This is a genomic window from Parasaccharibacter sp. TMW 2.1891 (genome assembly GCF_023337675.1).
Classification (GTDB): Bacteria; Pseudomonadota; Alphaproteobacteria; order Acetobacterales; family Acetobacteraceae; genus Bombella; species Bombella apis.
The window spans coordinates 74,174-99,080 of record NZ_QORT01000002.1 but is presented as its reverse complement, the minus strand read 5'-3'; the positions used below and the strand labels follow the sequence as shown (position 1 = coordinate 99,080).

20 protein-coding genes are annotated in these 24,907 nt (G+C 60.9%); 5 read left to right on the top strand and 15 right to left on the bottom strand.

Annotated features, from left to right (window positions below; translation table 11 throughout):
• Nucleotides 1–64 precede the first annotated feature (64 nt).
• Entirely contained in the window at nucleotides 65–1,489 is a 1,425-nt protein-coding gene (gene hpnJ / locus DTJ15_RS05900; RefSeq protein WP_043558074.1) for a hopanoid biosynthesis associated radical SAM protein HpnJ, read from the top strand.
• A 158-nt stretch (nucleotides 1,490–1,647) separates the two neighbouring features.
• Nucleotides 1,648–2,484, top strand: coding sequence for a hopanoid biosynthesis-associated protein HpnK (hpnK, locus tag DTJ15_RS05895; protein WP_043558072.1), 837 nt, complete (start codon nucleotides 1,648–1,650; stop codon nucleotides 2,482–2,484).
• An 81-nt stretch (nucleotides 2,485–2,565) separates the two neighbouring features.
• Here the strand turns inward: hpnK and DTJ15_RS05890 are convergent, their stop codons facing one another.
• Nucleotides 2,566–3,552 (bottom strand): adenosine kinase, encoded by a 987-nt coding sequence (locus tag DTJ15_RS05890; protein WP_103765266.1) that lies wholly within the window; start codon nucleotides 3,550–3,552, stop codon nucleotides 2,566–2,568.
• Between the two features lie 251 nt (nucleotides 3,553–3,803).
• Here DTJ15_RS05890 and DTJ15_RS05885 point away from each other — a divergent pair, with 251 nt between their 5' ends.
• A complete protein-coding gene (locus tag DTJ15_RS05885; protein WP_227656499.1) occupies nucleotides 3,804–4,304 on the top strand; it encodes a polymer-forming cytoskeletal protein in 501 nt (166 codons plus the stop codon).
• Between the two features lie 94 nt (nucleotides 4,305–4,398).
• On the opposite strand, the gene DTJ15_RS05880 is transcribed toward DTJ15_RS05885, so the two are convergent.
• The 6 genes from DTJ15_RS05880 to tsaE all read right to left on the bottom strand — a co-directional run bounded on the left by DTJ15_RS05880 (nucleotide 4,399) and on the right by tsaE (nucleotide 14,374).
• Nucleotides 4,399–5,085 (bottom strand): GcrA family cell cycle regulator, encoded by a 687-nt coding sequence (locus DTJ15_RS05880; RefSeq protein ID WP_249103291.1) that lies wholly within the window; start codon nucleotides 5,083–5,085, stop codon nucleotides 4,399–4,401.
• A 146-nt stretch (nucleotides 5,086–5,231) separates the two neighbouring features.
• Nucleotides 5,232–6,422, bottom strand: coding sequence for a ribonuclease D (gene rnd / locus DTJ15_RS05875; protein ID WP_249109648.1), 1,191 nt, complete (start codon nucleotides 6,420–6,422; stop codon nucleotides 5,232–5,234).
• Between the two features lie 121 nt (nucleotides 6,423–6,543).
• A complete protein-coding gene (gene trxA, locus DTJ15_RS05870) occupies nucleotides 6,544–6,873 on the bottom strand; it encodes a thioredoxin TrxA (RefSeq protein ID WP_043558061.1) in 330 nt (109 codons plus the stop codon).
• Between the two features lie 243 nt (nucleotides 6,874–7,116).
• On the bottom strand, nucleotides 7,117–10,830 hold the full coding sequence (gene addA / locus DTJ15_RS05865; RefSeq protein ID WP_249109647.1) for a double-strand break repair helicase AddA: 3,714 nt from the start codon (nucleotides 10,828–10,830) through the stop codon (nucleotides 7,117–7,119).
• Between the two features lie 2 nt (nucleotides 10,831–10,832).
• A complete protein-coding gene (gene addB, locus DTJ15_RS05860; RefSeq protein WP_249109646.1) occupies nucleotides 10,833–13,904 on the bottom strand; it encodes a double-strand break repair protein AddB in 3,072 nt (1,023 codons plus the stop codon).
• Nucleotides 13,904–14,374, bottom strand: a complete 471-nt coding sequence (gene tsaE, locus DTJ15_RS05855; protein ID WP_283162675.1) for a tRNA (adenosine(37)-N6)-threonylcarbamoyltransferase complex ATPase subunit type 1 TsaE — start codon at nucleotides 14,372–14,374, stop codon at nucleotides 13,904–13,906. Before tsaE ends, addB begins: the two co-directional genes overlap by 1 nt.
• A 190-nt stretch (nucleotides 14,375–14,564) precedes the next feature.
• Between tsaE and DTJ15_RS05850 the strand changes: the two genes are divergently transcribed.
• Nucleotides 14,565–15,593, top strand: a complete 1,029-nt coding sequence (locus tag DTJ15_RS05850) for an NAD(P)/FAD-dependent oxidoreductase (protein WP_249103295.1) — start codon at nucleotides 14,565–14,567, stop codon at nucleotides 15,591–15,593.
• 87 nt (nucleotides 15,594–15,680) lie between these two features.
• Here the strand turns inward: DTJ15_RS05850 and DTJ15_RS05845 are convergent, their stop codons facing one another.
• Nucleotides 15,681–15,974, bottom strand: coding sequence for a putative quinol monooxygenase (locus tag DTJ15_RS05845; RefSeq protein ID WP_043558466.1), 294 nt, complete (start codon nucleotides 15,972–15,974; stop codon nucleotides 15,681–15,683).
• Between the two features lie 135 nt (nucleotides 15,975–16,109).
• Nucleotides 16,110–17,930 (bottom strand): translational GTPase TypA, encoded by a 1,821-nt coding sequence (gene typA, locus DTJ15_RS05840; protein WP_043558056.1) that lies wholly within the window; start codon nucleotides 17,928–17,930, stop codon nucleotides 16,110–16,112.
• Between the two features lie 153 nt (nucleotides 17,931–18,083).
• On the opposite strand from typA, the gene queF reads away from it, so the two are divergent.
• On the top strand, nucleotides 18,084–18,572 hold the full coding sequence (gene queF / locus DTJ15_RS05835; RefSeq protein ID WP_043558053.1) for a preQ(1) synthase: 489 nt from the start codon (nucleotides 18,084–18,086) through the stop codon (nucleotides 18,570–18,572).
• 9 nt (nucleotides 18,573–18,581) lie between these two features.
• Here the strand turns inward: queF and DTJ15_RS05830 are convergent, their stop codons facing one another.
• The 6 genes from DTJ15_RS05830 to DTJ15_RS05805 all read right to left on the bottom strand — a co-directional run bounded on the left by DTJ15_RS05830 (nucleotide 18,582) and on the right by DTJ15_RS05805 (nucleotide 24,896).
• Nucleotides 18,582–19,931, bottom strand: coding sequence for an outer membrane beta-barrel protein (locus tag DTJ15_RS05830; RefSeq protein WP_249109645.1), 1,350 nt, complete (start codon nucleotides 19,929–19,931; stop codon nucleotides 18,582–18,584).
• Between the two features lie 168 nt (nucleotides 19,932–20,099).
• Nucleotides 20,100–21,632, bottom strand: coding sequence for a carbohydrate porin (locus DTJ15_RS05825; RefSeq protein WP_249109644.1), 1,533 nt, complete (start codon nucleotides 21,630–21,632; stop codon nucleotides 20,100–20,102).
• A gap of 252 nt (nucleotides 21,633–21,884) precedes the next feature.
• A complete protein-coding gene (locus tag DTJ15_RS05820; protein WP_081562820.1) occupies nucleotides 21,885–23,450 on the bottom strand; it encodes a peptide MFS transporter in 1,566 nt (521 codons plus the stop codon).
• Nucleotides 23,451–23,508: 58 nt separating this feature from the next.
• A complete protein-coding gene (locus DTJ15_RS05815; RefSeq protein ID WP_156878828.1) occupies nucleotides 23,509–23,655 on the bottom strand; it encodes a hypothetical protein in 147 nt (48 codons plus the stop codon).
• A gap of 153 nt (nucleotides 23,656–23,808) precedes the next feature.
• Nucleotides 23,809–24,738, bottom strand: coding sequence for a DnaJ C-terminal domain-containing protein (locus tag DTJ15_RS05810; protein ID WP_043558046.1), 930 nt, complete (start codon nucleotides 24,736–24,738; stop codon nucleotides 23,809–23,811).
• Complete coding sequence (locus DTJ15_RS05805) at nucleotides 24,738–24,896, bottom strand: hypothetical protein (RefSeq protein ID WP_166651579.1); 159 nt, start codon at nucleotides 24,894–24,896, stop codon at nucleotides 24,738–24,740. The genes DTJ15_RS05810 and DTJ15_RS05805 overlap by 1 nt, the downstream gene beginning before the upstream one ends.
• Nucleotides 24,897–24,907 lie beyond the last annotated feature (11 nt).

Genomic DNA, 24,907 nt, shown 5'->3' with positions numbered 1-24,907 from the left:
GTGCCCCTTTTCCCGTCAACGAAACCGGCGTTGACAGGCCCGACATTATCAGGAGTGTCCGTTCATGTTGAGAACACTGTTTCTGCAGCCCCCATCTTTTGATGGCTTTGATGGCGGTGCTGGCTCACGCTACCAGGCAAAGCGGGAAATCCGCTCCTTCTGGTACCCCACGTGGCTGGCCCAGCCTGCAGCAATGGTGCCTGGCTCACGCCTGATCGACGCTCCCCCGGCCAAGATGGGCATGGGCCCCATCCTTGAGGATGTGAAGAATCGTGATCTGGTGATCATGCACACCTCCACGCCGTCCTTCCCGTCTGACGTCCGTGTGGCCAAGATGCTGAAGGAAACCAACCCGAAGCTGAAGATCGGCATGGTCGGAGCCAAGGTGGCTGTCCAGCCTGACGAAAGCCTTGCACAGGGCAGCCCGATCGACTTCGTGGCCCGCAATGAATTCGACTTTACCATCAAGGAAATTGCCGAAGGCAAGCCCCTTGCCGAGGTGGATGGCATCACATGGCGCAATGAGAATGGTGAGATCATCACCAACAAGGACCGCGCCATGATTGAAGACATGGACAGCCTGCCTTTCGTGACGGAAGTGTACAAGCGTGACCTGAGAATTGAAGATTACTTCATCGGTTACCTGAAACACCCGTACATCTCCATTTACACGGGCCGTGGGTGCAAGTCCCGCTGCACCTTCTGCCTCTGGCCGCAGACAGTGGGCGGGCATCGCTACCGCACACGCAGCCCGGAGCATGTGGCAGCCGAGATCAGGCTTGCCATGAAATATTTCCCGCAGGTGAAGGAATTCTTCTTTGATGATGACACCTTCACCGATGACCTGCCCCGTGCCGAGGCCATCGCCCGGGAGCTTGGCAAGCTGGGCGTGACGTGGTCCTGCAATGCCAAGGCCAATGTGCCTTACGACACGCTGAAGGTGCTGCGGGACAATGGGCTGCGCCTGCTTCTTGTCGGGTATGAAAGCGGCAACCAGCAGATCCTGCACAACATCAAGAAGGGCATGCGCATCGAAACGGCCCGTGAATTCACGAAAAACTGCCACAAGCTGGGCATCAAGATTCACGGAACATTCATCGTTGGCCTGCCGGGTGAGACAAAAGAAACCATCCGTGAGACCATCGAATATGCCAAGGAGATTGACCCGCACACCATGCAGGTGTCTCTGGCAGCTCCCTATCCGGGGACCTTCCTGCACAAGCAGGCCTCTGAAAATGGCTGGCTGAATGAAGACGAGGCTGAGCTGATTGATGAGAACGGCGTGCAGATCGCCCCGCTGCATTACCCGCATCTCTCCCATACGGAAATCTTCAAGAGCGTGGAAACCTTCTACAAGGAGTTCTACTTCCGCCCCTCCAAAATTTTCGCCATCGTCAAGGAAATGATTACGGACCCACAGATGCTCAAACGCCGCCTGCGTGAGGGTGTGGAATTCTTCCAGTTCCTCCGTCAGCGTCACTCCTCCTGACACTGGCCTGAAGCGACTGAACAGGGAAAAGGCGGCCTCACCAGAGGCCGCCTTTTTCATGACATGCCCTGACATTCACATAAGAGCCTGATTGAGGCATCATGCGGGCCCACTGCCACACAGGGCCACCCTCTCACCTTCCTCCCACGAGCCAGACCATGACAGTTTCCTCCCCCCGCCGCGTCATTTTCTCTGCTGATGATTTCGGCATGAGCGTGGAAGTCAATGAAGCAATCGAGGAAGCCCACCGCAACGGTCTCCTCAGCACAGCCAGCCTCATGGTGGCCGCCCCTGCCTTTGAGGATGCCCTGCGGCGGGCAAAAAGACTGCCCAACCTGCGGTTGGGGCTTCATCTGGTCGTCATTGAAGGGGATTCCCTGCTGCACCTCCCCATCATTACGGACCAGAAGGGCTGGTTTGGCAGCAATCAGCTACAGCTGGGCCTCCAGTATTTTTTCTCGCCCACCACACGTGCTGCCCTGAAAAAGGAAATCCATGCCCAGTTTGAGCAGTTCGCCCGTACAGGCCTGCAACTGGATCATGCCAATGCCCACAAACACATGCACCTGCACCCAACCATCGGGCAGATGATGATCCAGACGGGCAGAACCTACGGACTGCGAGCCATCCGCACTCCCATGGAACCTGCCGGCCCACTGGGGGAAACGCCCAGCCTTGGCGACCAGGCCCTGGAGCAGTGGACCCGTGTCCTGCGCCACCAGATTCGCCGCGCTGGCATGAAAACCAATGATTCCTGCTTTGGCCTGCGCTGGTCCGGCCATATGACACCAGAACGCATCCACAGACTGATCCCACAACTGCCATCTGGTATCAGTGAAATCTATTTTCATCCGGCAAAAGGCCAGAACAGCCAGATGGCAAGCCTCATGCCCGGCTATCAGCCCGAACAGGAACTCGCCACACTCACGAGCCCTGCGACAAGAGAGCTGCTCGCTGCCCACAACATACAGACCACCACATGGGGTGCTCTCTGACCCTCCCCATCCACAACCTTCAAAAAAGGCCAGCCCTCGAACCGCAGGGCTGGCCCTTTCTCTATCCCGGCTGCATGAGCCTCAGGCTTTCAAGGCGAAGCCTTCATCAGGGCGGCCTCCAAGACGGGCAATGACATGGCCTGCGGCCTCATTCCCCAGCGTGGCGCACTCCACCAGAGACCGCTTCCGGCCATATCCAGCCAGAAAGCCAGCAGCGAAAGCATCCCCGGCCCCCGTCGTATCAACAACCTTCACAGGCTTTGTCGGAACATCATGCCGTGTAGCACCAGCCTGCACGACAGCCCCTTTCTCACCCCGTGTCACGACACCCAGCGCCACATCCCCAGAGAGAGCCTTCAGGGCCTCATCAAAATCTTCCGTCTCGTAAAGGGCCAGGATTTCCCCTTCATTGGCAAACAGGATATCAACCGATTCCGACACAAAAGAACGGAACGCCGCCTGATGACGCTGGATGCAGAACGCATCTGAGAGTGTCAGGGCCACTTTGCGCCCCGCCTCATGGGCCAGACGGGCAGCCTGATAGAACGCCTCCTGCGCCTGCGGACGATCGAACAGATACCCCTCCAGATAGGTGATGGCCGAGCCAGACACGACATCGGCCATCACATCCTGCGGGGTGAACTCCACACAGGCGCCCAGATAGGTGAACATGGTACGCTGACCATCCGGCGTAATCAGCACAATGCAACGGGCCGTCGGGATTCCCTCTTCCCCGGCGAGCGGAACAGACGGAAAGGCAATGCCCTGCGCCTTCATGTCAGACGTGAACTCTTCACCAGCCCTGTCAGCAGCTACCTTGCCCAGATAGGCCGTTTTCGTTCCCATACGGGCAGCCACAACGGCACTGTTGGCAGCCGAGCCCCCACCGGCCACCTGCTCGACACGAATACGCTGTTCGATCCGTGCCATCGTGGGGGCATCAATCAGGGTCATGCTGCCCGGAGTGGCACCAAACTCGGCCAGCATCTCGCTGCTGACGGTGGCCAGCACATCCACAATGGCATTGCCAATGCAGAGAAGGTCATATCTGGGAGCAGTGGAAGACATAAACGGCGACTTTCTTTCGTTTTCAGGCGATCAGCCTGATACCATAACGCCCGTGGCGGGCATATCAATGCCTCTTTGCCACCCGGCATTGACAGGTTATGAAAAAGCCCCCTTTACTGGTCCCGCCACCTGGCCAGAAACATCTTCTGGCTCTATCCGGGTCGTACACCTGCTGGAACGGTGTTCCGGCATCATGTTTCAACCGCTCTGCCGTGATGCAGCCCACTCCAACCACCCGACCAAAGGAAATCATGTCTCTTCCCACGCCTCCCTCCCCCATGCCCGGTTCTGCGCCCCGCCAACGGGCTTCCTCCAGCCGCTTCAGTGGTCAGGACAAAGGCGGCTACACCGATAATGCCCGTACGCTGGTTGTCCATAATGGCATCACCATCCGTGGTACTGTCGAAAACATCGAACGCCTCATCATTGAAGGCACGCTTGAGGTAGACCACCTCACCGTCAAGGAGCTCGCCATCGCCCCAGACGGCTGCTTCCGTGGCAAGGTCGAGGCAGGAAGTGCAGAAGTCTCCGGTACGCTGGAGGGCGAACTGACCGTTCGCAACACGCTCACCATTCGGGCCAGCGGACGCCTGCTTGGTGATGCGGAATGCCGTCGCCTGCAGGTGGAAGAAGGCGGGCAGATCACCGGCAAGCTGGGCATGATCACCGCACCACTGCCTGGCACGAAAGACCATCCCCACAACCACCCCCATGAAACGGCCGAGGCCCCAGCAGGCAAGCCCAAGGGCTGACCTGCCCCCTCATCATCTGGAAACGGAAAAGGCTGCCATTCCTGCACGGGATGGCAGCCTTTTTCATGACAGCCCGCAAGCCGCAGTCACGCTCTCAGTGACGACGATCCCGAATCTTCACATAAGCAATGGCGGCATGTTCCGCACAATAAGGCTTGCCGGGCAGTGGTGTGGCACCGCAGAAATGGAAGTCTGGCGTGCCGGGATCTCCGAGAGGCCACTGGCATGTCGGCCCCTGCCGCAAGGTGCGATCGATCGTATCACGCACACGCCGCGGCGGAGCCACCTTACGCTGGGCGACCGGCGCTGCCGGACGTGCCGCTGGCTCGGCTGCTTTGGGATTTTCAGCAGGAGCCGCTGCAGCTGCTTTCGGAGCTGATGCCTTGGCTGGCTTTTCGGCTCCGGCCGGTCTGTCCGCCTTGACACTGGCTGGTTTTGCCGGCTCCTCCGCAGCAGCAGGAGACACTTTCACCACCTTGGGAGCCGCAGCCTTTTTCTTCTCCACAGGCTTGGCAGGCGCTGCGGAGGCGGCCTTCTCCTCCACAGCCTCAGATGTGGCCTCGGCCTTGCGGGTCCGGGTACGTGCCGGTTTGGCAGAGCCCTCCGCCGCGGCCTTGTTGCGGATGGGAGACGGACGAGGCGGCAACCCAAGGCGATGAGCCTTGCCAACGACCGCATTCTTCGTAATAGAAAGCTGACGGCCAATCTCAGCCGTTGAGAGACCCTGCTCCCAAAGCTCCTTGAGCCGCGCGATCAGCTCATCTGTCCATTCCATAGCCATCCACGTTTTCTCCACTCGTTCCCACAGCACACAGCCATGGCGGTCTCCCACCATGCTTAGCAGAAACCGGGCCAACCCAAAACCGGCCCCATCTCCTCACCTGCCGTGTGGCTCATCCACCAGCGCAGTTTCCGGGCAACAGGGCTTCATCCCCTGTCCACGACCTGCAACTGGCCTTTACTGACAAACAGAACCTTCTCCCCCCGGAGCAGGGCCTGCGCCTCATGCCCGAACAGTTCGGCCCGCCACCCTTTGAGGACCGGCAGGTCCGTCTCCCCCTGCGCCAGACGCTCCAGCTCATCCGAGGAGGCAATCAGCCGGGCTGCCACGCGCCCTTCCTCACTCCGGGCCGTAAGAAGAACCTTGAGCAGAGCCAGCACACCGGAAGGCGCACGGGGCCGCTCCGCCTTGCGTTTGTGCGGCAGTTCCGGCCGCTCGCTCTCCGGGCACTGCTCCCCCTGCTGTACGGCAGCCAGCAGATCACGCCCCAGATCACTTCTGGCAAAATCAGCCGTGACACCACGGATCCGTGCCAACGTCCCGCTATCATGCGGACGGGCCACGGCAATCTCCAGCAGGCTTTCATCACGAATGATTCGCTGGCGGGGCACATCCGCCTGCTGGGCCGCTTCTTCCCGCCATGCAACCACCTCCCGCAGGACAGCCAGTACCTTCCTGTTGCCTGTGCGGGGTTTCAGCTTCATCCAGAGCCCTCTGGGATCCGGCCGGAAGAGGCTGACTTCCCCCAAAGCCGCAAGCTCATCCTTCACCCAGGGCAGGCGGCCCTGTTCCTCCAGCTGGCCCAACAGCTTTTCATAAATGACCCGCAGATGGGTCACATCCGCACTGGCGTAGGCGATCTGCGCCTTTGAAAGAGGCCGGGCTGCCCAGTCGCTGAAACGGTGTGACTTGTCGATGCCCTGGCCTGTCATGGCAGACACGAGATTGTCATACCCGACCTGCTCACCAAACCCGGCCACCATGGCCGCTACCTGCGTATCAAACACATTGACGGGCAGCTGGTCGAATAAATGGAGGAAAATCTCAAGGTCCTGCCGGGCAGCATGAAAAACCTTCACGCACGCAGGCTCTGCCAGAAGAGCCGCCAAGGGAGACAGGTCAATGCCCGGCACACAGGCATCAATCAGGGCAACATCCTCACAACCACCAAGCTGGACAAGGCACAGGCGGGGCCAGTAGGTTCTTTCCCGCACAAACTCCGTATCCACCGTCACGAACGGTTCGTGACGCAGCTTCTCACAGAGGGATGCTACCCCAGCCGAGGTAGTGATCATGACAGGGGCAGGAAAATCGGGCTTTTTTGACATGGCGGCCATTCTACACCGTCTGCCGGAAACTGACCATCTCCCTCATGCGCTCCCCCTTTATGAAAACGGCCCGGCAGCAGGGTAACCCCTGCCATCCGGGCCTCATGCCATCCGCCATGGCAAAACGGCATCAATCGATATGGGCCTCCAGCCATGCCTTGAGCTGGCTCTTCGGCAGGGCGCCCATCTGCTGGGCAACCGGCTTGCCTGCCTTGAAGAGGATCATCGTCGGAATGCTGCGCACACCGAAGGTCGTCGGGGTCTCCGGGTTGGAGTCGATATCCACCTTTGCCACCGTGACACGGCCCTTGTAATCCCTGCCGATCTCATCCAGCGCCGGGGCAATCATACGGCAAGGACCGCACCATTCTGCCCAGAAATCCACCAGAACAAATCCCTCAGCCTTCAGGACATCCGCCTCAAAGCTCTGATCCGTCACAGCTACTGTATGCTCGCTCATGATATGATCCTTCCCCACACAAACACGATCTCACCTGTAGTGTCTCTGCCATAGATCAGACGCAGTGACCAGCAGCACACCCCACCATGACCGGGGCCTCATACGCCCTCATGCAATCATGACTTCTCCGGTACTGTTACCTTCGCAGATGGACCATCTACTTGAGAAACAGGTATTGCCGTGCAGCGTAATATGTTTTCTCTATGATAAACAGAGGGTAACAGACATCATGCCATGCCCCGGTCATCGGGGGAGGTTTTCCTGTGCATCCAGCAGAGACTCCGGCAGCGCCGTCACGGCAGGCCCATCCACCCAGACAATGAAACACCGCACGGGACAATGGGAATACAGCCCCTGCATGACACGCCGGTAGCTGGCCATCTGCCCCAGATAGGCCGATGGTACACGCTCCGGCCGGGATGGGGGGCGGCCCGTCTTGTAATCGCAAAGCCAGACCGTCTGTCCATCAAAGCGGAAGCGGTCCACCTGCCCCAGCACGACCCGACCCGACCCGTCCCCCGGGCGGCCCAGCGTACCGGACACACCCTGCTCGGCCCGGCTCCCCGGCCCGAAAAGCGGCGCAAGAACATCCATCTCCACGACAGAAACCACATGCCCTGCCAGACTGGTCACGTCCTCCTCCGCCAACCCCGGCATGGTATGCCGCAGCCATGCTTCGGCCTTCAGCCGCCGCTCTGATGCGGGCAGGTCCGGCAGGAACTGGAGCAGCCTGTGGACCAGCGTCCCCCGCTCCATGGCATCCTGACGGCGACGGGCCGGCTGTGGAATGACCAGCCCCTCCCGCATGATCTCCAAAGGGGACCGGGCCGCAGGCAATGGCCCATAGGCCGCCGCTTCCGGTCGGCTTGGGGCCAGAGGACGGGCCAGGGCATCCTCATGGGGGGCAGGGGTCACCTGCCAGTCCGGTGCCTGTCCCATCCAGGCAGGCAGAGCAGGCCGGACCGGCGCCGCATCGGGACGTATCCCCGCTACTGCCGAAGCCATGACGGGCATCTCCAGCACAAGACTTTCCCCCTCCCAGTCTCCTGCGAAAGGTTCATCCTTCACCGTCAATCCCATCCGGAAGAGACTCTCCAGATCATCATGCCCATCCCCGGACGAACCGACAGCCTCCTCTCCCAGTTGCTCTTTCAGACGGTTCATGCCAGCCAGACAATGATCATACCAACAGCTCTGACTGCTGTTCTTCTTTGGCTTCCAGCCACAGATGAGCAGCGCATCACTGGCACGTGTCAGGGCCACGTAGAGCAGACGGTTCTTCTCCTCCTTCTGGCGGGCCTGCTGGTGTGCCAGAAGCTCCCGTGTCCGCTCCGTCCCCATCTTGACCTGTGGTATCCAGAGCGGCCCATGTAACGCATCATCCGCAAGGCCACCCTCCGGCATATCGGCATCCAGCTCTGTCCAGAGCAGAGGGTCAGGCCGGCCAGCCGTACCTGTCATATCAGGCAGAATGACCAGACGGGCCTGCAACCCCTTGGACCGATGGACCGTCATGATGCGCACGGCATCAATCTCGGCCTCCACCTCACGCTTGCTCTCCACCGTACTGGCACGCAGCCAGTGCAGGAAACCCTGGAGGGATGGCGGATGCTGGGTTTCATATGTCAGGGCGACCGTCAACAGTTCATCCACCGGTTCGGCAGCTTCAGCACCAAGACGGGCCAGAAGGCGGGTCCGTCCCCCCTGCACACCCAGCGCCTGCATGAGAATCTCGTAGGGTGAATCATAATCCACACGTTTGTAGAGGGCCTGCAACCGCTCCCATGCCGCCCGCCATTCCGGCCGCTCCTCATGCCGCCGGGCCAGAAGACTCCAGAGCGGCATCCCGCCCCGCCCCAGCTCACGCCGCTGCCCATCCGCCGTGGCCAGGGCCATGAGAGACTCATCACTCAACCCACCAAGGGGGGATGTCAACACGCTGGCAAGGCTCAGATCATCCTGCGGCAGAAGCAGCGCATCACAGAGGGTCATCAGGTCCTGCACGGCTGGCTGCTCCACCAGCCCGCTGCTGATGAAGCTGGCCACCGGCACATCCCGTGCCTTCAGGGCCCGAATCAGCGCCCGCAGGAAGGCGGAGCGCTTGGGCACCAGAATCATCACCTCTCCGGCCTTCAGCGGGGCCGTGTCCGACTGGAGCGGACGGCCGATCTGCGCCCGTATATGCGTGGCCAGCGCATCGGCCAGACGCTGCTGGGTGCTACGCTGATCCTCGTTCTTCTCCGGTGCACGCCATGGATCAGGCACTTCTCCGGCTGTCCCATCCACAGGTACCAGAGGCCACAGCTCCACACGCCCCCCACCACCGGACCGGGCCGAACGGTGGATGAGCCTGCCATCTTCCCCCGGCTCCCGCAGGCCGTCCCGTGCAGCCTCTCCCGCAAAAACGGCATCAACAAATTTCAGAACCGGCGAGAGGGACCGGAACGACACATTGAGCTGAGGTTCCTCCCAGAGAAGACCGGCATTCTTCACACGGCGAGCGAATTCCTGCCGCCATTTGTGGAACTGTTCCGGCTCTGCGCCCTGGAAACTGTAGATGGACTGCTTGAAATCCCCCACCGCAAAGATGGTCCGGGGACGAGGCATGTCCTCCCGCACGCCGGAACCAGAGAAAAAATCTGTCGTCAGGGCCCCGGCAATTTCCCATTGCAGGCCGGAATTGTCCTGCACCTCATCCAGCAGAAGATGATCTATACCGCCATCCAGCTTGTACAGCACCCATGCTGCCCCCGGCTCCCGCAGGACAGCCCTCGTCCGGGCGATCAGATCATTATAATCGACCGTGCCACGGTTTCTTTTCTCATCGGCAAAACGCCCCATGACCGGCAGGGCAAGGGACAGAAAAGCCGTGTTGATCTCCAGAAGCCGCTGGATACGGATACGCTCCTGCATCTCCTGCTGGCGTCTGGCTTCATCCAGAAGACGCTGTACCAAATCGGGGGCCGCCTTGCGGGCCTTGGCCCCCAGATGGCGGCTCATGTCCATGACCCCGCCTTCCTTCGTGAACAGGAGCGACAGCAGGAAGGCATCATCCCGCTCGGCAGGATTGTCACACTCCAGCCATCTCAGGAACGTTTCGAACTTTTCCCTTTTGGAAGGCGCCAGCTGCGGCAAAGCTGCCTGAATGTCCGCCCGCCATGCCGCTTCATCTTCCAGCTGGCAGGCTTCGACCTTCAGAATCTCTGAAAACTCGCTCCCTACATCAAGAAGCCCCTGATAGGCCTCTTGCACCCGCTCCGGCCACATCTCCCAAAGCCGCAACAGGGGCTGAAGCAGACCTGACTGAGCATTGAACTGCCCAAGCAGGCCCATCAGCCTGTCAAAACCGGTCAGGCCTGCCAGAACCTGCACAGGGTCCTGATTCTGCGCCAGACTGTCCTCCAGCGCACGGCGAAGGGCCATCTGTCCGTCCGCCTCTTCCATCAAGACGAAATGCGGGTCCAGCTCTGCCTCCAGTGGGAAGCGCCGCAGAAGGGACTGGCAGAAGGCATGAATGGTTTCAATCTGCAAACCGCCCGGCGCATCCAGCACTTTCAGGAACAGCCCACGGGCACACTCCCGCGTAGCAGCCGTGTTGGGCACATCCAGTGCAGTCAGTGCCTCTCCCAGTCTTTCATCTGAAAGAGACACCCAGCGACCGAGATGGCTTTGCAGACGATGCGCCATCTCAGCGGCAGCGGCTTTCGTATAGGTCAGGCACAGGATGCGGGAAGGCTCCGACCCGTCCAGAAGGACAGGCTGCCCATCCTCACCAATCTGTTCCAGTGGCAGCATGAGACGTAACAGCCGGTCAATCAGCAGCTTTGTCTTCCCCGACCCTGCCGAGGCCGACACAAAGACGGAAGCAATGGGATTCGACGCCTTTTTCTGTGCCGCATTGGCCTCTTTCAGGGCCCGTTGATGGTTATCCTGTCCCTGTGATGCAAGCTGGATCATTCTTAATCGTCTCCTGCCAGACGCCATTCCGCCACACGGGCAAGCTGGGTGTAATCGCTGTAACGGTGCTCTTTCCCTGCCCATGGCTGAGACCGGTAAGGCCGGGATGGATCGTCATAATCCGTCAGAAGAGTCCGCAGCTGCTCAAGAGCCGGGCCAACCAGATCACCCAGCGTCACTTCTGCCCTCACGGAGGGAATGACCACTTCCTTGCCGGGTTCCTCTCCGCCGCTCAGTTTCCAATAGGCCAACGCGTCCGTTTCCACGGCAGGCAGGCCTTCGAAAGCACCCTCCTTCAGAAAGGCAGCCTCCAGCACCAGCTGGGATGACCAGCCTGCGATCACCTCGTTGCTTTCAGGGGGTGTTCCTGTCTTGTAATCAAGGATGCGCCCCGTGGTGTCCTCCTGCCCCGGCGTATTCCACAGATCAATCCGGTCGGCCCGTCCTGTAATATGGAAGTCACCACCCGGCAGGCCCCGTAGCGTATATGCCAGAGAGACCTCTGTGTGAGACGTACAGTTCAACCGCCCTACACGACGCCACTCCTCCTGCGCCAGTACCCAGTCGGCAATACGATGCAGGCGAGGCCGCCACCAGCTGGCAAGAGCCGGATTCACCAGGGCATCATCAAGGGCATCATCAAAATGACGGTGCAGAATCTGTGCCGCATGATCCGGCCATGTACCGGGATGCTCCCTGATCATGCGCTCCAGAGCCGTATGGACGATCTTCCCGTAATCGGCGTGTTCCGCCCCTTCTTCCAGCGGGGCCAGAACCTTCAGCCCCAGCACATGACGGGCATAGATGGTGTAGGGGTCCAGCTTGAGCGTATCCAGCTGGGTAATGCTCAGCCGCCGGGGGCGCAGAGGCAGGGGAGGCCGTGGCTCGGGGGGGGCTACGGGCTTTGCCTCCCCGGCAGGCATGTCCAGCATGGTCTGCCACGCCAGTGCCGGGTGAACGGGAAGCGTGATCTGCCTCCCTTCCAGAAACGCTGAAAGGCGCATCAGCCACCGGGCCGGGACGGCGGGTGACCCTTCCCGCCGCTGGGCATTGGACAGGATGACCTGCTCCGACGACAGGGCAGCAGATACAAAGTCATGCGCCTGTGCACCAATCCGCCGCTCCGGTGACGGCAGGCCGACACGCTGGCGCATCGGGCGGCTCATCCACGGGCCGGATTCCGCTGCGGGAGGCCAGCTGCCTTCATTCAGCCCTCCCAGAATGACGGTATCAAAAGCCAGCAGGCGGGCTTCCAGCACGCCATAGATGGAGATTCGGGGATGGGCGAGTTCCACACCCCCCTGGTAGCCCCGCAGCCCTGTCAAAGTCTTGCCCGCCATGCTGGCCGTCAGAAACCCCTCCAGTGCTCTCAGGGGCTGGGGTGGCAAGTCCCCCGTATGGCTCATCAGCTCCACGAAATGCCGGGACAGGGCCCCGCCATCTTCCCCCAGCCAAAGACGGGACCCAGGGCGGGGCTGGTCAGCCTCGTACCCCTCACCCTCCACCGCTGCGAGCTGTTCGGCTGTCTCCAGAAGGGCAGCCAGAAGCTCTGGCACACGGGCGGTTGACTCCAGCCCCAGCAGGGGCCTGAACGCTTCTTCCATCCTGTCCAGAAATATTGCGAGGCGTTCCGGGCTGTCTGGTGCATCGGCCTGATAGCCATTATCCGTCTGCTGCGCCTCCTGCAAAGCCTCAAGAGCATGGCGCAGTCCATCCAGCCCCGGCTGGGGAGCCGGCCCCCGTAGCAGCCGCCTTTCCAGAAGGCGGGCACTAGCCCGGGCACGGCCGGGACTCCCCCCCAGAGCTGCCAGCGGATGCTTGAGAACGGACAGCAATGCCACCGGGCTGAACCGGGCCGTCACGGCCTGGGCGATCAGCCGCAGGAATACGGCCGCAGGGGTACGGACCAGCGGCTCTCCTGCACTATCATCCGCATGGATACCAAAACGCAGAAGCTCCGCCCGGACACGGTCGGCCAAACCACGATCCGGCGTCACAAGAGCACCGGAACGCCCCGGCTGGCTGGCCACGTCCCGCAGGATCAGGGCAATGGCCTGCGCTTCCTGCTGCGAATCCGCTGCTGGCAGCAGACTGATGCCAGAAGGACGGACATCACCCACCGGCTGCCCCCAGCAGGCAATGCCTGCCTCTGGCAACATGACATGCTGGAAAAGATTTTCCCGCTCCGGCCGCAGCGGATATCCCCATATGGCAATATCCGCCCGATTTATCCCGGCCCGGGACAGGAATTCACGAAACAGGGCCTGTGGATGGGTGGGAGGAAGCTGGTTCCACCACTCATCCTCCATGCCGCAATCCAGCCCCTGAAAGACCACCATGCCTCGTGGCAGGACCGCCACAGCCTCCAGCGCCGTGGTCACCCCGGCAGACCCATCCACAAAGCCTACGGCCCAGAGCGGATAATCCGGCGGCATATCCGCCCAGAGGCGGGCCTGCGCCTCAATCAGGGCGACCTGACGGGCCATGATGTTGCTACGCTCTTCCTCCCGTAGAATGGCAGGCCATGCTTCCGTGACGATCCGAAGGAACTCCAGCGTCTTCTGCCAGTGTCCGGCAAAATCATCAGCCACGGCTTTCGGCAGGGCTTCATATAAGTCCACACCATTCCGCTCGGCATCATCCATCAGCTCTGCCAGAGCCTGCGCCAGCGGCCAGACCCGGTCGATCGTACCGCCGTCCCGGCCTGATACGGTCGTGAAAAAAGGTGCCGCCAGAATCAGCCGGGCCAGAATGGCCAGCCGGAAAACCGGTCCCACAGAAGGCGGAACAGTCTCATCAACCGTCATGGGAAACAGGCTCTGCTGCTCCACATCTCCCAGAGCCACGATGGCAGGCAGCAGGGCCGGACGGCCATCCAGAACCCGCAGGAAGGCTTCCATCAAGGCACGGGCCACACGGCGGCCAGGCACCAGAATCGTGCCATTGTCACCACCGCTGCGCCCGTCCGGGCCAGCCTCCACCCCCACACGCTCCAGCCAGTTCTGCACGACCGTATCCAGAAACGGACAGGATGCCGGAATGGTTGCAATATTGAGCGGATGTGCCTGTCCCATCAGCCTTTCCTCCTTTCAGAAAAAGAGGACAGGGCCTTCAACCGTTCCTCCGGCCAGCCATGCAGGGTCACGATGCGGGCCTCCTCGCCGGTCCCCTGCGCAAATGTCAGATGCAGGGCCCCGGCTGGCAGCATATCCTCAGCACGATCGGGCCACTCCACCAACATGATGCTTTCACAGGCATCATCCCATGAGAGTTCATAAAGTTCATCCGGCCCGGAAAGTCGCCAGAGGTCATAATGGAACACCGTTCCGGCTTTCGTCTCGTAAGGCTGGACAAGCGCAAAGGTCGGGCTGGGGACCTCCAGAGCCTCATCACCAGCCATATGGCGGATCAGTGCCCGGGCAAACGTACTTTTGCCGGCTCCCATCTCACCCTGAAGGGCCACACAGTCCCCCTGTCGCACCATGTCCGCAAGATGCCGTGCCAGAAGCACTGTCTGCTGCTGAGAAGAAAGATGCACGTCCATCAGACACAACGCCCCGTATCGCTACCCGTAACAGGCGCCAGCATTGCTGAAGCCTCCCCCGGACACAAGAGGGAGCCCCACAACCCCCGGCCGTTTCTCTCAGCAGAACCAGCCAATGGGGCCTGTTCCAGGCTCACATGGCCAAACAAACCTCTACTCGAGCGGCAAAAAAATGCTTATGAATACCAGCATGACACATGCAGCTTCTTCCCACACGACAGATGTCGCCATCATTGGCGCAGGCCCCACGGCACTTTTTGCCGCCTTTGAATGCCGGATGTTACGCTTGGACTGCATCCTGACGGATGTTCTGGACAGTGTGGGCGGGCAATGTGCGGCCCTGTACCCGGAAAAACCGATCTACGACATTCCGGCCCATCCCTCCATCACCGGAGGTGACCTGATTGCCGCCCTTGAAGAGCAGATCGCTCCCTTCAACGTGCCCCGCCTTCTCGGCAGCCGGGTCAGCCATCTGGAAGGTGGGCCGGGGGCCTTCACCCTGAAGAATGAGCGTGGCGATACTATCCATGCCAAGGCCATCATCATCGCTGCCGGTGCTGGTGCCTTCGGGCCAAACCGCCCTCCGCTGGACGGGCTGGACGCTTATGAGCGCAGCGGGGCCGTGCAGTATTATGTGAAAAAACGGGCCGACTTCACCGGCAGGCGCATCGTCGTGGCCGGGGGCGGAGATTCTGCGCTGGACTGGGCCCTCTCCCTCTCCGACATTGCCGAAAAAGTCTATCTCGTCCACCGGCGGGACCGCTTCCGTGGGGCACCGGAGACACTGGCGCAGATCGAGGCCAAGATCACCGCCGGGGCCATCGAAAAAGCCGTTCCCTACCAGCTGCACGGCCTGAAGGGCGAAAACGGCCAGCTGACCCATGTGGACCTCATCGCCATGGATGACACGGTCCGCTCTCTGGAAGCGGACGTGCTGCTGCCTTTCTACGGTCTCTCAACCGACCTTGGCCCGGTGGCCGCATGGGGGCTGGAGACACAGCGCAGCACCATCCCCGTGAATCCCGCCACCATGCAGACCAGTCTGGAAGGCATCTTCGCCATTGGCGACGTGGCCCAGTATCCCGGCAAGATGAAGCTGATCCTTCAGGGCTTCTCGGAGGGAGCCGTGGCCGCCCATGCGGCCCACCATGTCGCCCATCCTGACAAGGCCCTGCGCTTTGAACATTCCACAAGCCGGGGCCAGCCGGGCACGCCCTGATACGGCTCCCCCACCCACCGCCCATGAAAAAAGCAGGTGCCCTATGACGGGACACCTGCTTTTTTTCGTCTGCCGGATGGTCCCCGTTCAGGCAACGCCCTTCAGGAACACGACCCTGGAGGCACCACCTTCAACAAGGGTTTCGATGGCCTTGTTGAACACACGGCCATGCTCGGTCCCCATATGGGCCTTGAAGGCCGCCTCATCCCGGTAGCTTTCCTCGACATGGAACAGGTCCGGCTCATCTTCCAGCGTGTACACCACGAACCGCACGCAACCCGGCTCGGCCCGCACGTTCTCGGCCAGAGCCGTCAGCAGGCTGGCCACCTTCTCCCGGTGGCCGGGCAGGGCTTTCATGGTCGCATAGAGACTCTTGGTCATGACATTTTCCCTTCTTCCCTTGTGAAGCCCCGCCATCATGCCACAGAGGGGCAGACATCTGATACAGCCTGACATGGAAAAAGGCCGGAGCAGACGCCCCGGCCTTTTTCATGACCCAAAACGGAAGTCCGGGCCTCAGCCCTTCGCACCACGGGCGGCACGCTTGCGCTCGTGCGGGTCCAGATAACGCTTGCGCAGACGGATGGCAGACGGCGTGACCTCCACCAGCTCATCATCCTCGATGTAGGCAATGGCCTGCTCGAGGCTCATCTTGCGGGGCGGAACCAGCACGACGGCATCATCCTTGCCGGAGGCACGCATGTTCGTGAGCTTCTTCTCACGCACGGCGTTCACTTCCAGATCATTCTCACGGGAATGCTCACCGAGGATCATGCCGGTGTAGATCTTCTCACCCGCATCCACGAAGAGCGTCCCACGATCCTGAAGGGAGAAAAGCGCATACGGAGTCGTCGCACCATCCTCGGCAGAGATCAGGGAGCCGTTGCGGCGGCCTTCAATCGCACCAGCATGCGGCTGGTAGGAGTGGAAGAGACGGTTCATCAGACCGGACCCGCGGGTATCGGTCAGGAACTCGCCGTGATAGCCGATCAGACCACGGGAGGGGATCATGAAGGTCAGGCGGACCTTGTCACCACCGGACTGACGCATGTCCTGCATTACGCCCTTGCGCAGGGACATCTTCTCCACGACCACGCCGGAATAAGGCTCGTCCACATCGATGACGACTTCCTCGAACGGCTCTTCCTGCTCACCCGTTTCCGGATTCTCACGGAACAGCACACGGGGACGGCCGATGGTCAGCTCGAACCCCTCACGGCGCATGTTCTCGATCAGCACGCCCAGCTGCAGCTCACCACGACCGGCAACCTCGAAAGCCTCGCTTTCCGGGCTGTCCGTCACCTTGATGGCCACGTTGCCTTCCGTCTCCTTGAAGAGACGGTCACGGATCTGGCGGGACGTCACCTTCTTGCCCTCACGACCACCCAGCGGACCATCATTGATGCGGAAGGTCATGGAAAGGGTCGGCGGGTCGATCGGTGTGGAGGGCAGCGGCTCCTCGATGGACGGCTCGGCCAGCGTGTCGGGAATGGTGGCCTCGGAGAGACCGGCAATGGCCACGATGTCACCCGCTTCGGCTTCCTCGACGGGCACACGGTCCAGACCACGGAAGGACAGAAGCTTGGTGATGCGGCCTGTCTCGACCACGCTGCCATCAGCCCGCAGGGCACGGATGGGCATGTTCACCTTCGCACGGCCCTGCTCGATGCGGCCTGTCAGGATACGGCCAAGGAAGTTGTCGCTCTCCAGAATGGTGGAGACCATGGCGAACGGCTTGTCCTTGTCCAGGCCCGGGCTGGGCACATGCTTCAGGACGAGGTCGAACAGCGGGTGCAGGTTCTCACGGGGGCCTTCCAGCTCCGTATCCGCCCAGCCCTGGCGGCCGGACGCATACAGCATCGGGAAGTCCAGCTGCTCGTCATTGGCGCCGAGGGCGGCGAAGAGGTCGAACACCTCGTCATGCACCTCGTCCGGGCGGGCGTCGCCACGGTCCACCTTGTTGACGACAACCATCGGGCGCAGACCACGGGCCAGGGCCTTGCCCAGCACGAACTTGGTCTGCGGCAGGGCACCTTCGGCGGCATCCACCAGAATCACGGCCCCATCGACCATGCTCAGGATGCGCTCCACCTCACCACCGAAGTCGGCATGGCCCGGGGTGTCGATGATGTTGATGCGGGTGTTCTTCCACACGACGGAAGTACATTTGGCCAGGATGGTAATCCCGCGCTCACGCTCGAGATCATTGCTGTCCATCGCACGCTCGGTGACGGCCTGATTCTCACGGAAAGTGCCGGACTGCTGGAGCAGCTGATCCACGAGTGTTGTTTTCCCATGATCGACATGGGCAATAATGGCAATGTTACGGATGTCCATGGACGATCTTTCAGGAAGTGACAGATTGGGACAGAATGGTGCCCTTACTGCACCGAAACTGATTTTTTTGCAAATCCGAACCGTGTATCAAGCCATGCAGCATCGTATTTCATGCCTTCATCTTTCTCATTCCAGCAGAAAAGGAGCCGTTTCATGACCACCCATCCCCCCAAAGGCCCCACCGCCCCCGGCACGGAAAGCCTCAGCCAGCTTGGCCGACAGACCGTACAGCCGGAGTCGCCTGAAACCGCCGAGCTGGAGCGTGTCCCGGCTCCCCATAAAGGGCGGCGTTATGTTGTCCGTTTCACCGCTCCGGAATTCACCTCCCTTTGCCCGGTGACGGGACAGCCGGACTTTGCCCATATCGTCATCGACTACATCCCACGGGACTGGATCGTGGAGAGCAAGTCCCTCAAGCTCTACCTCACCAGTTTCCGCAATCACGGAGCCTTCCATGAAGACTGCTCGGTAACCATCGCCACACGCCTTGTCGAACTGCTGGACCCGGAATGGCTGCGCATCGGGGCCTACTGGTACCCTCGTGGCGGGATGCCGATCGACGTCTTCTGGCAGACAGGCCCCGCCCCGGACGATGTCTGGATTCCCGCACAGGATGTGCCCGGATACCGGGGGCGTGGCTGAAATTCCCCCTCAGAAACCGAGCGTCACGTCTCCGCCAATCAGAATACGGTTCTGATGCCGGAAATCCGCAAAAGGCCGGGTGTTGTTCAACGAACGGTCAAACCGGATTTCCGGACGGATCTGAAGCAGCTTGACATGATGGCCGATATTCGGCCGCCACACGGCATTGAAGGACAGGTCGCCATACGTCGTTGCCGGGGCGCTGTAGGTCCGGGCGGGCAGGCCGAGCAGTGACCGGCCATAGCCTGTGTCCTCCGGGTACTGCACGACAAACTGGCCCGTGCTGTCCCGATAGACTTCCGCCCGGGCATTGAAGGTCAGGGTGGATGTTGCCGCATAGGCTCCCCAGATGACGCCGCTCCATGTATTGGCATCCAGCCCCTCATCATGAACCTGCGTGGCCTCGGCTGTCAGGCTCCATTTGGGGTTGATCTGCCATGTGGCGCTGAGGTCGTTCCAGAAACGCTGCGCCTCATGCGCCCTGTGGCTGCCCAGCGCACGGCGGGGGTCTTCCGGCCCGACACGCAGCAGATAGGTCAGGGACAGGGCACCTCCTGCCAGCTGGCTGGCATTGAAGCCCACATAACCGGCCGGTTCGCCATTGTTGTTGCCCCGGCCAAATGATTTCTGGTTCCCGGCATCCATCCCGAACAGAACAGCGTAATGCGAATTCAGGTGCCACTGCCCATAGAAGCCGACATGCTCGAACGGATTGGAATACTGCGCCGTATAGGACATGGTGTAGAAGGCCCGCCCTGCCGGATTCAGCACCTCCACCCCCATGGGGGAGGACAGGATGCCCAGCTGCATATCCAGCCCGTCTTTCGTCAGCCACGGCATATGCAGGGCGATGTTGGCCTGAATGGGGGTAAGCTGGTAGCGGTGATGATCCAGCCAGCGGTCTGAAATCCCCGTGATGACGTAAGCTCTGGCATCAGAACCATAAAGCATCTGGATGTTCGCCCCCAGCCCGTAACCGTCACCAATCGGGTCAACGGGTTTGGTGATGGTCAGGGCGACCTGATTGAGCATCCCCGTATCACTGTGGGACTGGAGAAGCTGACCGAAATTCATGCCATTTCCAGGATGGCCGGTATTGGCCATGGCCCCGCCCTCAATCTGGAAACCGACATCAATGTCGGAAAACCAGCTCTTCCCGGCCGGTGCGGCAGGCTGGACGGCACTGGGGGCCGCCACCGGGGCAGGTGATGGAGCTGCCGGAACGGAAGAAGAGGACGTGCCGGCCAGCGTGGCCTGAACGGGGCCCCCCTGCTCGCTGGGAGCGGCCTGTGCGCCTTCCAGCCATGACACAGCTCCACCGCACACCCCGACCACCAGAAGATACTGCCAATACCGCATTGAGCCACCCCACCTATTGTTCCGGTATCGTAAGTATATCCACCTTCTGAAAAGCGGGACAATATCCAGAACAGACAGAATGGGATGAAAAGTGATATTCTGCTGCCGAAAATGAAAAAAGGCCGTCCCAAAGACGACCTTTTGTGACCTGCAGCAGGCGGGATGACCTCAGAAAGAAATGGCTGATTCCAGATCAATCAGCATGGCATCCTTGTACCGTTTCAGAGCACCGGGACTCCAGAGATACTGCAAGCCGGGCCGCAGCAGCAGCCAGCGTGTGGGCCAGTATCCATAATTGAGTTCGATGGCTTCTTCCGAATGCGGAGCATACAGCCCGGCACCCCGGCCCGTGTGCTGGAGATGTTCGATCCAGTGTGTGACCTTCGGATTGGCCCAGAGGGCCTTCATGCCAAGGCTGATTGTATCATTGGGGCGGCTGGCGAACGTTCCCTTCCGGGTAATACCCGCCGTCACAAAATAGGGCGCAATGGCCGTGCGGGGATCGCCCCATGTGAAGGAGGCAAAAAACGCCGTTCCCCGGTGCGGGTCCGCTCCATCCCGCTGCAACATGCGGTCAAACTGGAACCACCCACCAAACCGGCCCCTCACCTTAGAGACGGGCGCATCCTGCGCCGCAGAAGCCGGAATGTAATATGTTCCCATCTGGCCATAGACGTTCTTGACCTCGGACGTATCCCAATAGCCGCCGATCTTCACGTTCGTCTGTAACGGGCCGCTATAATCATCCGTCCCGCCCCGATGCCAGCCCAGCTGGAACGGCAGATAGGTACCTGTCGCCCCGTGCAGGTTCATCTTCCAGCCATTCCGCACGCCGGTGATCGTCGGGTCCACACTGTAGGCCCCGAACTGCACCAGATAATGGTCATTCCCCGCCGGATACAGCTTGATCCACGCACCGGGATGGGCCGTCGGATAGAAGCCGTAACCCGAATTCATGGCAATGGACTGCGGCATCCCGCAGATGCCGTTGTTCTGGAACTGGCAGTACAGGTTGGCCCCCCAATAGGTGGAAGACTGCTCGAAGTCATTCTCCGTGTTGATCTCACCAACCTCGGTATGTACGTACTTGTTCCAGTGCATTTCCCAGCTGAGGCGGCCAAGGCGCATGGTCTCACCGGCCCCGTAAATTTCCATCGGGCTGTCAACAGCCGGCAACGTGTTTCCCAGCCCGGCCCCCTGACGGGCCAGTGTCAGGAAGTGCAGTGTGCCCGCATTGAAGGCAACGCCCAGCAGCTTCTTCAGGTTGAAATCCAGAGACAGGGCCTCTTCATCCGCATAGCGGACCGCACGGGATTTCCCCCCGAACGGATTGCCTGCGGTGTCCTGAAAGTAACGCCCGCCGATCGTCACGCCATGATCGGCCAGCCAGCTCCGTGCGCCCCAGGGGTCACCAAAAAACCCATCCTGATTGGCAAAATCGTGCCAGCTGTTGGGGAAAAGCCCCTTCTGCTTCTCTGGTGAAGCCTGCTCACTGGCCCCGCGGGAGAAGACGTCACCCGGGATCGGGAGAGGCACGGACCCGAAAGCACGCTGCTCATCCCTTGCAGGCGCACCGTAATTCCGCTCCTTCAACAGCTCATCCCTCTGGGCCGTCGTGATCTCCCCACCTGCTGCCGCTTTCTCCTTCACGGCAGCCGGCCCGGCAGCATCCTGCGCAAAAACGGCATGGCCTCCCAGCATCCAAGCGACACCTACTGCTGCTGTACCAGCCTTTTGCCACATTCCACGCATAGATTAGCCTTCATAGCCGTTGATCAGGACAGGAACCTGAAGGCCAGATGCGCCATGGCAGCCTTCAGCACGACAATGCCAGACAGGCCACAAGCGGCACTGCGGCAAAGGATGACACCGTCCCTTTATATAAATTTTATCGCTGACTTCCAGTGGTGAAATCTGTCTATACCAGATCAGTCGTCATCCACCTCTTCAAGTTCATGTGACCGTTGCCGGTTTATTTACCGTCCAGCTACGATGCTGTTGCCCGAGGCGGCGGGTCAGCGGCAGAAGCAGGGCCAGCACAACACACAGCCCCACACACCCCAGAAACAGTTCCCGGAACAGGGCAGCATAACCCGCCAGGCTGCCCCCACCATCGGCCGGAACACTGGCGAGATCAGCCACCAGGCTCCCCAGATACATGCCGACCCCCCAGAGCAGGAACAGGGCCCCCATCAGCACTGCGCTGACACGGGCCGGGGCATAACGGGCCACAATGGCCAACCCAAGACCGATGGTCAGCAGCTCCCCGAGGGACATGGTGCCATACCCGGCCACCATGACCCACGGCGAAACAAGCCCCGTGCTATGGCCAGCGGCCAACCACCAGATGCAAAAAGCCAGAGCGACCAAGCCATAACCGAGCAGTATCTTGATGGCGGGTGAAGCATCCTGCCCCCTACCCGCATGACGACGGTACAGCCATGCCAGCAGCGGGCTGAACAACATGACAGCGATCGGATTGAGCGCCTGGAACTGGCCTGCCGACATGGTGAACAGCCGCCATGACCCCAGCTGGTACACGCCAGAGACATCCCGCATGGCAAACAGTGTCAGGGAGGTCTGCATCTGCTGGTAGAAGATCTGGTAGGCCATTGTCTGAGCACAGAGGATGTAGGTCAGCAGCAGACCGGGCCGTTCACCGTCCTTCGCCCGCACATAAAGCCAGACCCAGAGCAGAAGAAGCCCCACCCCTGCCAGAATGATGCAGAGCTGGACCAGCGCCGGGCTGTACAGCACCCATGTGCAAAATCCCCAGACCACCAGCAGGGCCAGCAGGATTCCAGCGCCCAGCGCCCCTTTCAGCACGGGAGTGGAAAGACGCTCCACCAGAGGAACAGGCATGGAGGATGGCCCATGCCGCCGGACTGCCTCAACCGCCCGTGCGGCAAGAAACCTCCGCATACGCCCGGCCCGCACTGCATAATAGCCAAGCCCGACCAGCAGCCCCCCGGCACAGGCCAGAAAGGCCACAGCCGCCCCATAGCGCTGCTGGAGCCACGGCATCAGCAGCATGGAGACGGTCGACCCAACATTGATGGCCATATAGTAGAGTGTGAAAGCGGCATCCAGTGCCGTGCCATCCCCGGCGTAAATGCGCCGAACGAGCGTCCCCGCATTGGGTTTGAACAACCCGTTGGAGAGGGCAATCAGTGTCAGGGCCGGAAGGAAAACAGCCTGACTGCCAAGAGACATGGCCAGAAGACCATATCCGGCTGTCAGCCCGAAGGCCCCCACCAGCATGGTGGGTCTTGTCCCGAGGCACTGATCCCCCAGAAGCCCCCCCAAAACAGGAAGACTGTAGATGAAAAATCCCAGTCCCCCCTGCATGAGGTTAACGTCATGATCCCGCATGTGCAGCTGGGTGACCATGAAAACGGTCAGGACAGCCTGCATGCCGTAATAACCGAAACGCTCCCACAGCTCGATGGCCATGACGACAGCAAAAGCCTGCCGCCGTGCGACAAAAAAGGACGCCGCAGAATGTTGCTGATCGGTCATGAGGGCACGCTACTCCGTTACGGGAAGGACACTGGCTCCCTCCTCACTAGCGCAAAAATCAGCCCCCTGCGAGGTGGAACCCATCCACATGGGCAATCCCCACCAGGCCCAGCACACACAGGGCCACAACAAACACGATGGCCACCAATGCTCCCAGAACGCTGGACTGTCTGACACGCAGCCAGAAAGACATCCCCCAGACCATGGCTAACCCGTCCTTTCCCCGCCACTCCCAACCCCTTGCAGGGCCATCACCAACACACCAGAGGCAGGCCCTTCACATCCCAAAGCGGGACAGAGGGCCTGCCTTCCTTTTTCACCACCCTGCCACACACCACACTCCAGCAGGGACTGGCCCTCAGCTCTCCGTTTTCTCCTCGGCTTCACGCCGCACGAGGGCTTCCAGCTCCGGCGAAATGGTCCCCAGCACAACACGCAGGGTCACCAGCAGATTTCCCGCCTCATGCCGTTTATCCGCCGCAATACCACGACCAGTCAAACGCAGGACCGTGCCACTGTCAGAATGTGGCTTGACCTTCAGCGCCACCGTTCCACCCGGGGTACGGACATGCACCTTGCCACCCAGAATGGCCGTATGGAGGTCAACATCCTGCGTGACACGCAAATTCCGCCCCTCACGCCTGTAATAAGGGTCTTCCGCCACATGAATCTTCAGCAGCACATCCCCGGCAGGGCCGGGCCGACCATCCATGCCGGGCTGCCCCGGCTGACCTTTCCCCCGCAAACGAAGCGTCTTGCCATCCTCGATGCCCGCAGGAATGGTGACGGACACCTCACGCCCTCCACCAAGGCTGACATCACGCCGGGTACCAAGAGCACATTCCTCCATGCTGATACGCAGCTCGCCATGCAGGTCCTCGCCCCGCCGGGGACGGGCAGACCGGAAACCACCGCCCCCGCCACCAAAGGCACCGAAAATGTCCCCCAGATCCTCCGGATTGAAACCACCGCCCGAGAAACCGCCAAATCCGCCAAAGCCACCACCTGGGCCACCGGCCCCGGCACCGCCACCAAAACCGCCCCCGCCAAAGGGACCCCTCATCTGGCCATCCGCATCGATCTCGCCACGATCGAACTGGGCGCGCTTCTCCTCGTCACCGACAATCTCGTACGCCTTGCCAATCTCCTTGAAGCGCTCCTCCGCCTTGGTATCACCGGGGTTGCGGTCAGGGTGATACTGCTTGACCAGCCGACGGTAGGCGCTGCGGATTTCCTTCTCCGACGCTGTACTGCTTACGCCAAGAACCTTATATGGGTCAGTCGCCATTACTGTCCTGTATCCTCCAGATCCGTATCATCCAGCAGGTCGATCAGCACGGCCAGAACCCTGCTTCTGGAATAGCCAGCAGCTTCCGCCTCCCTGATGAGGGTCTGCACCCGGGGGCGCAGGAAATCGGCGGCTGACTGTACTGGTGTGCCTGTCATGGAAAAAACCT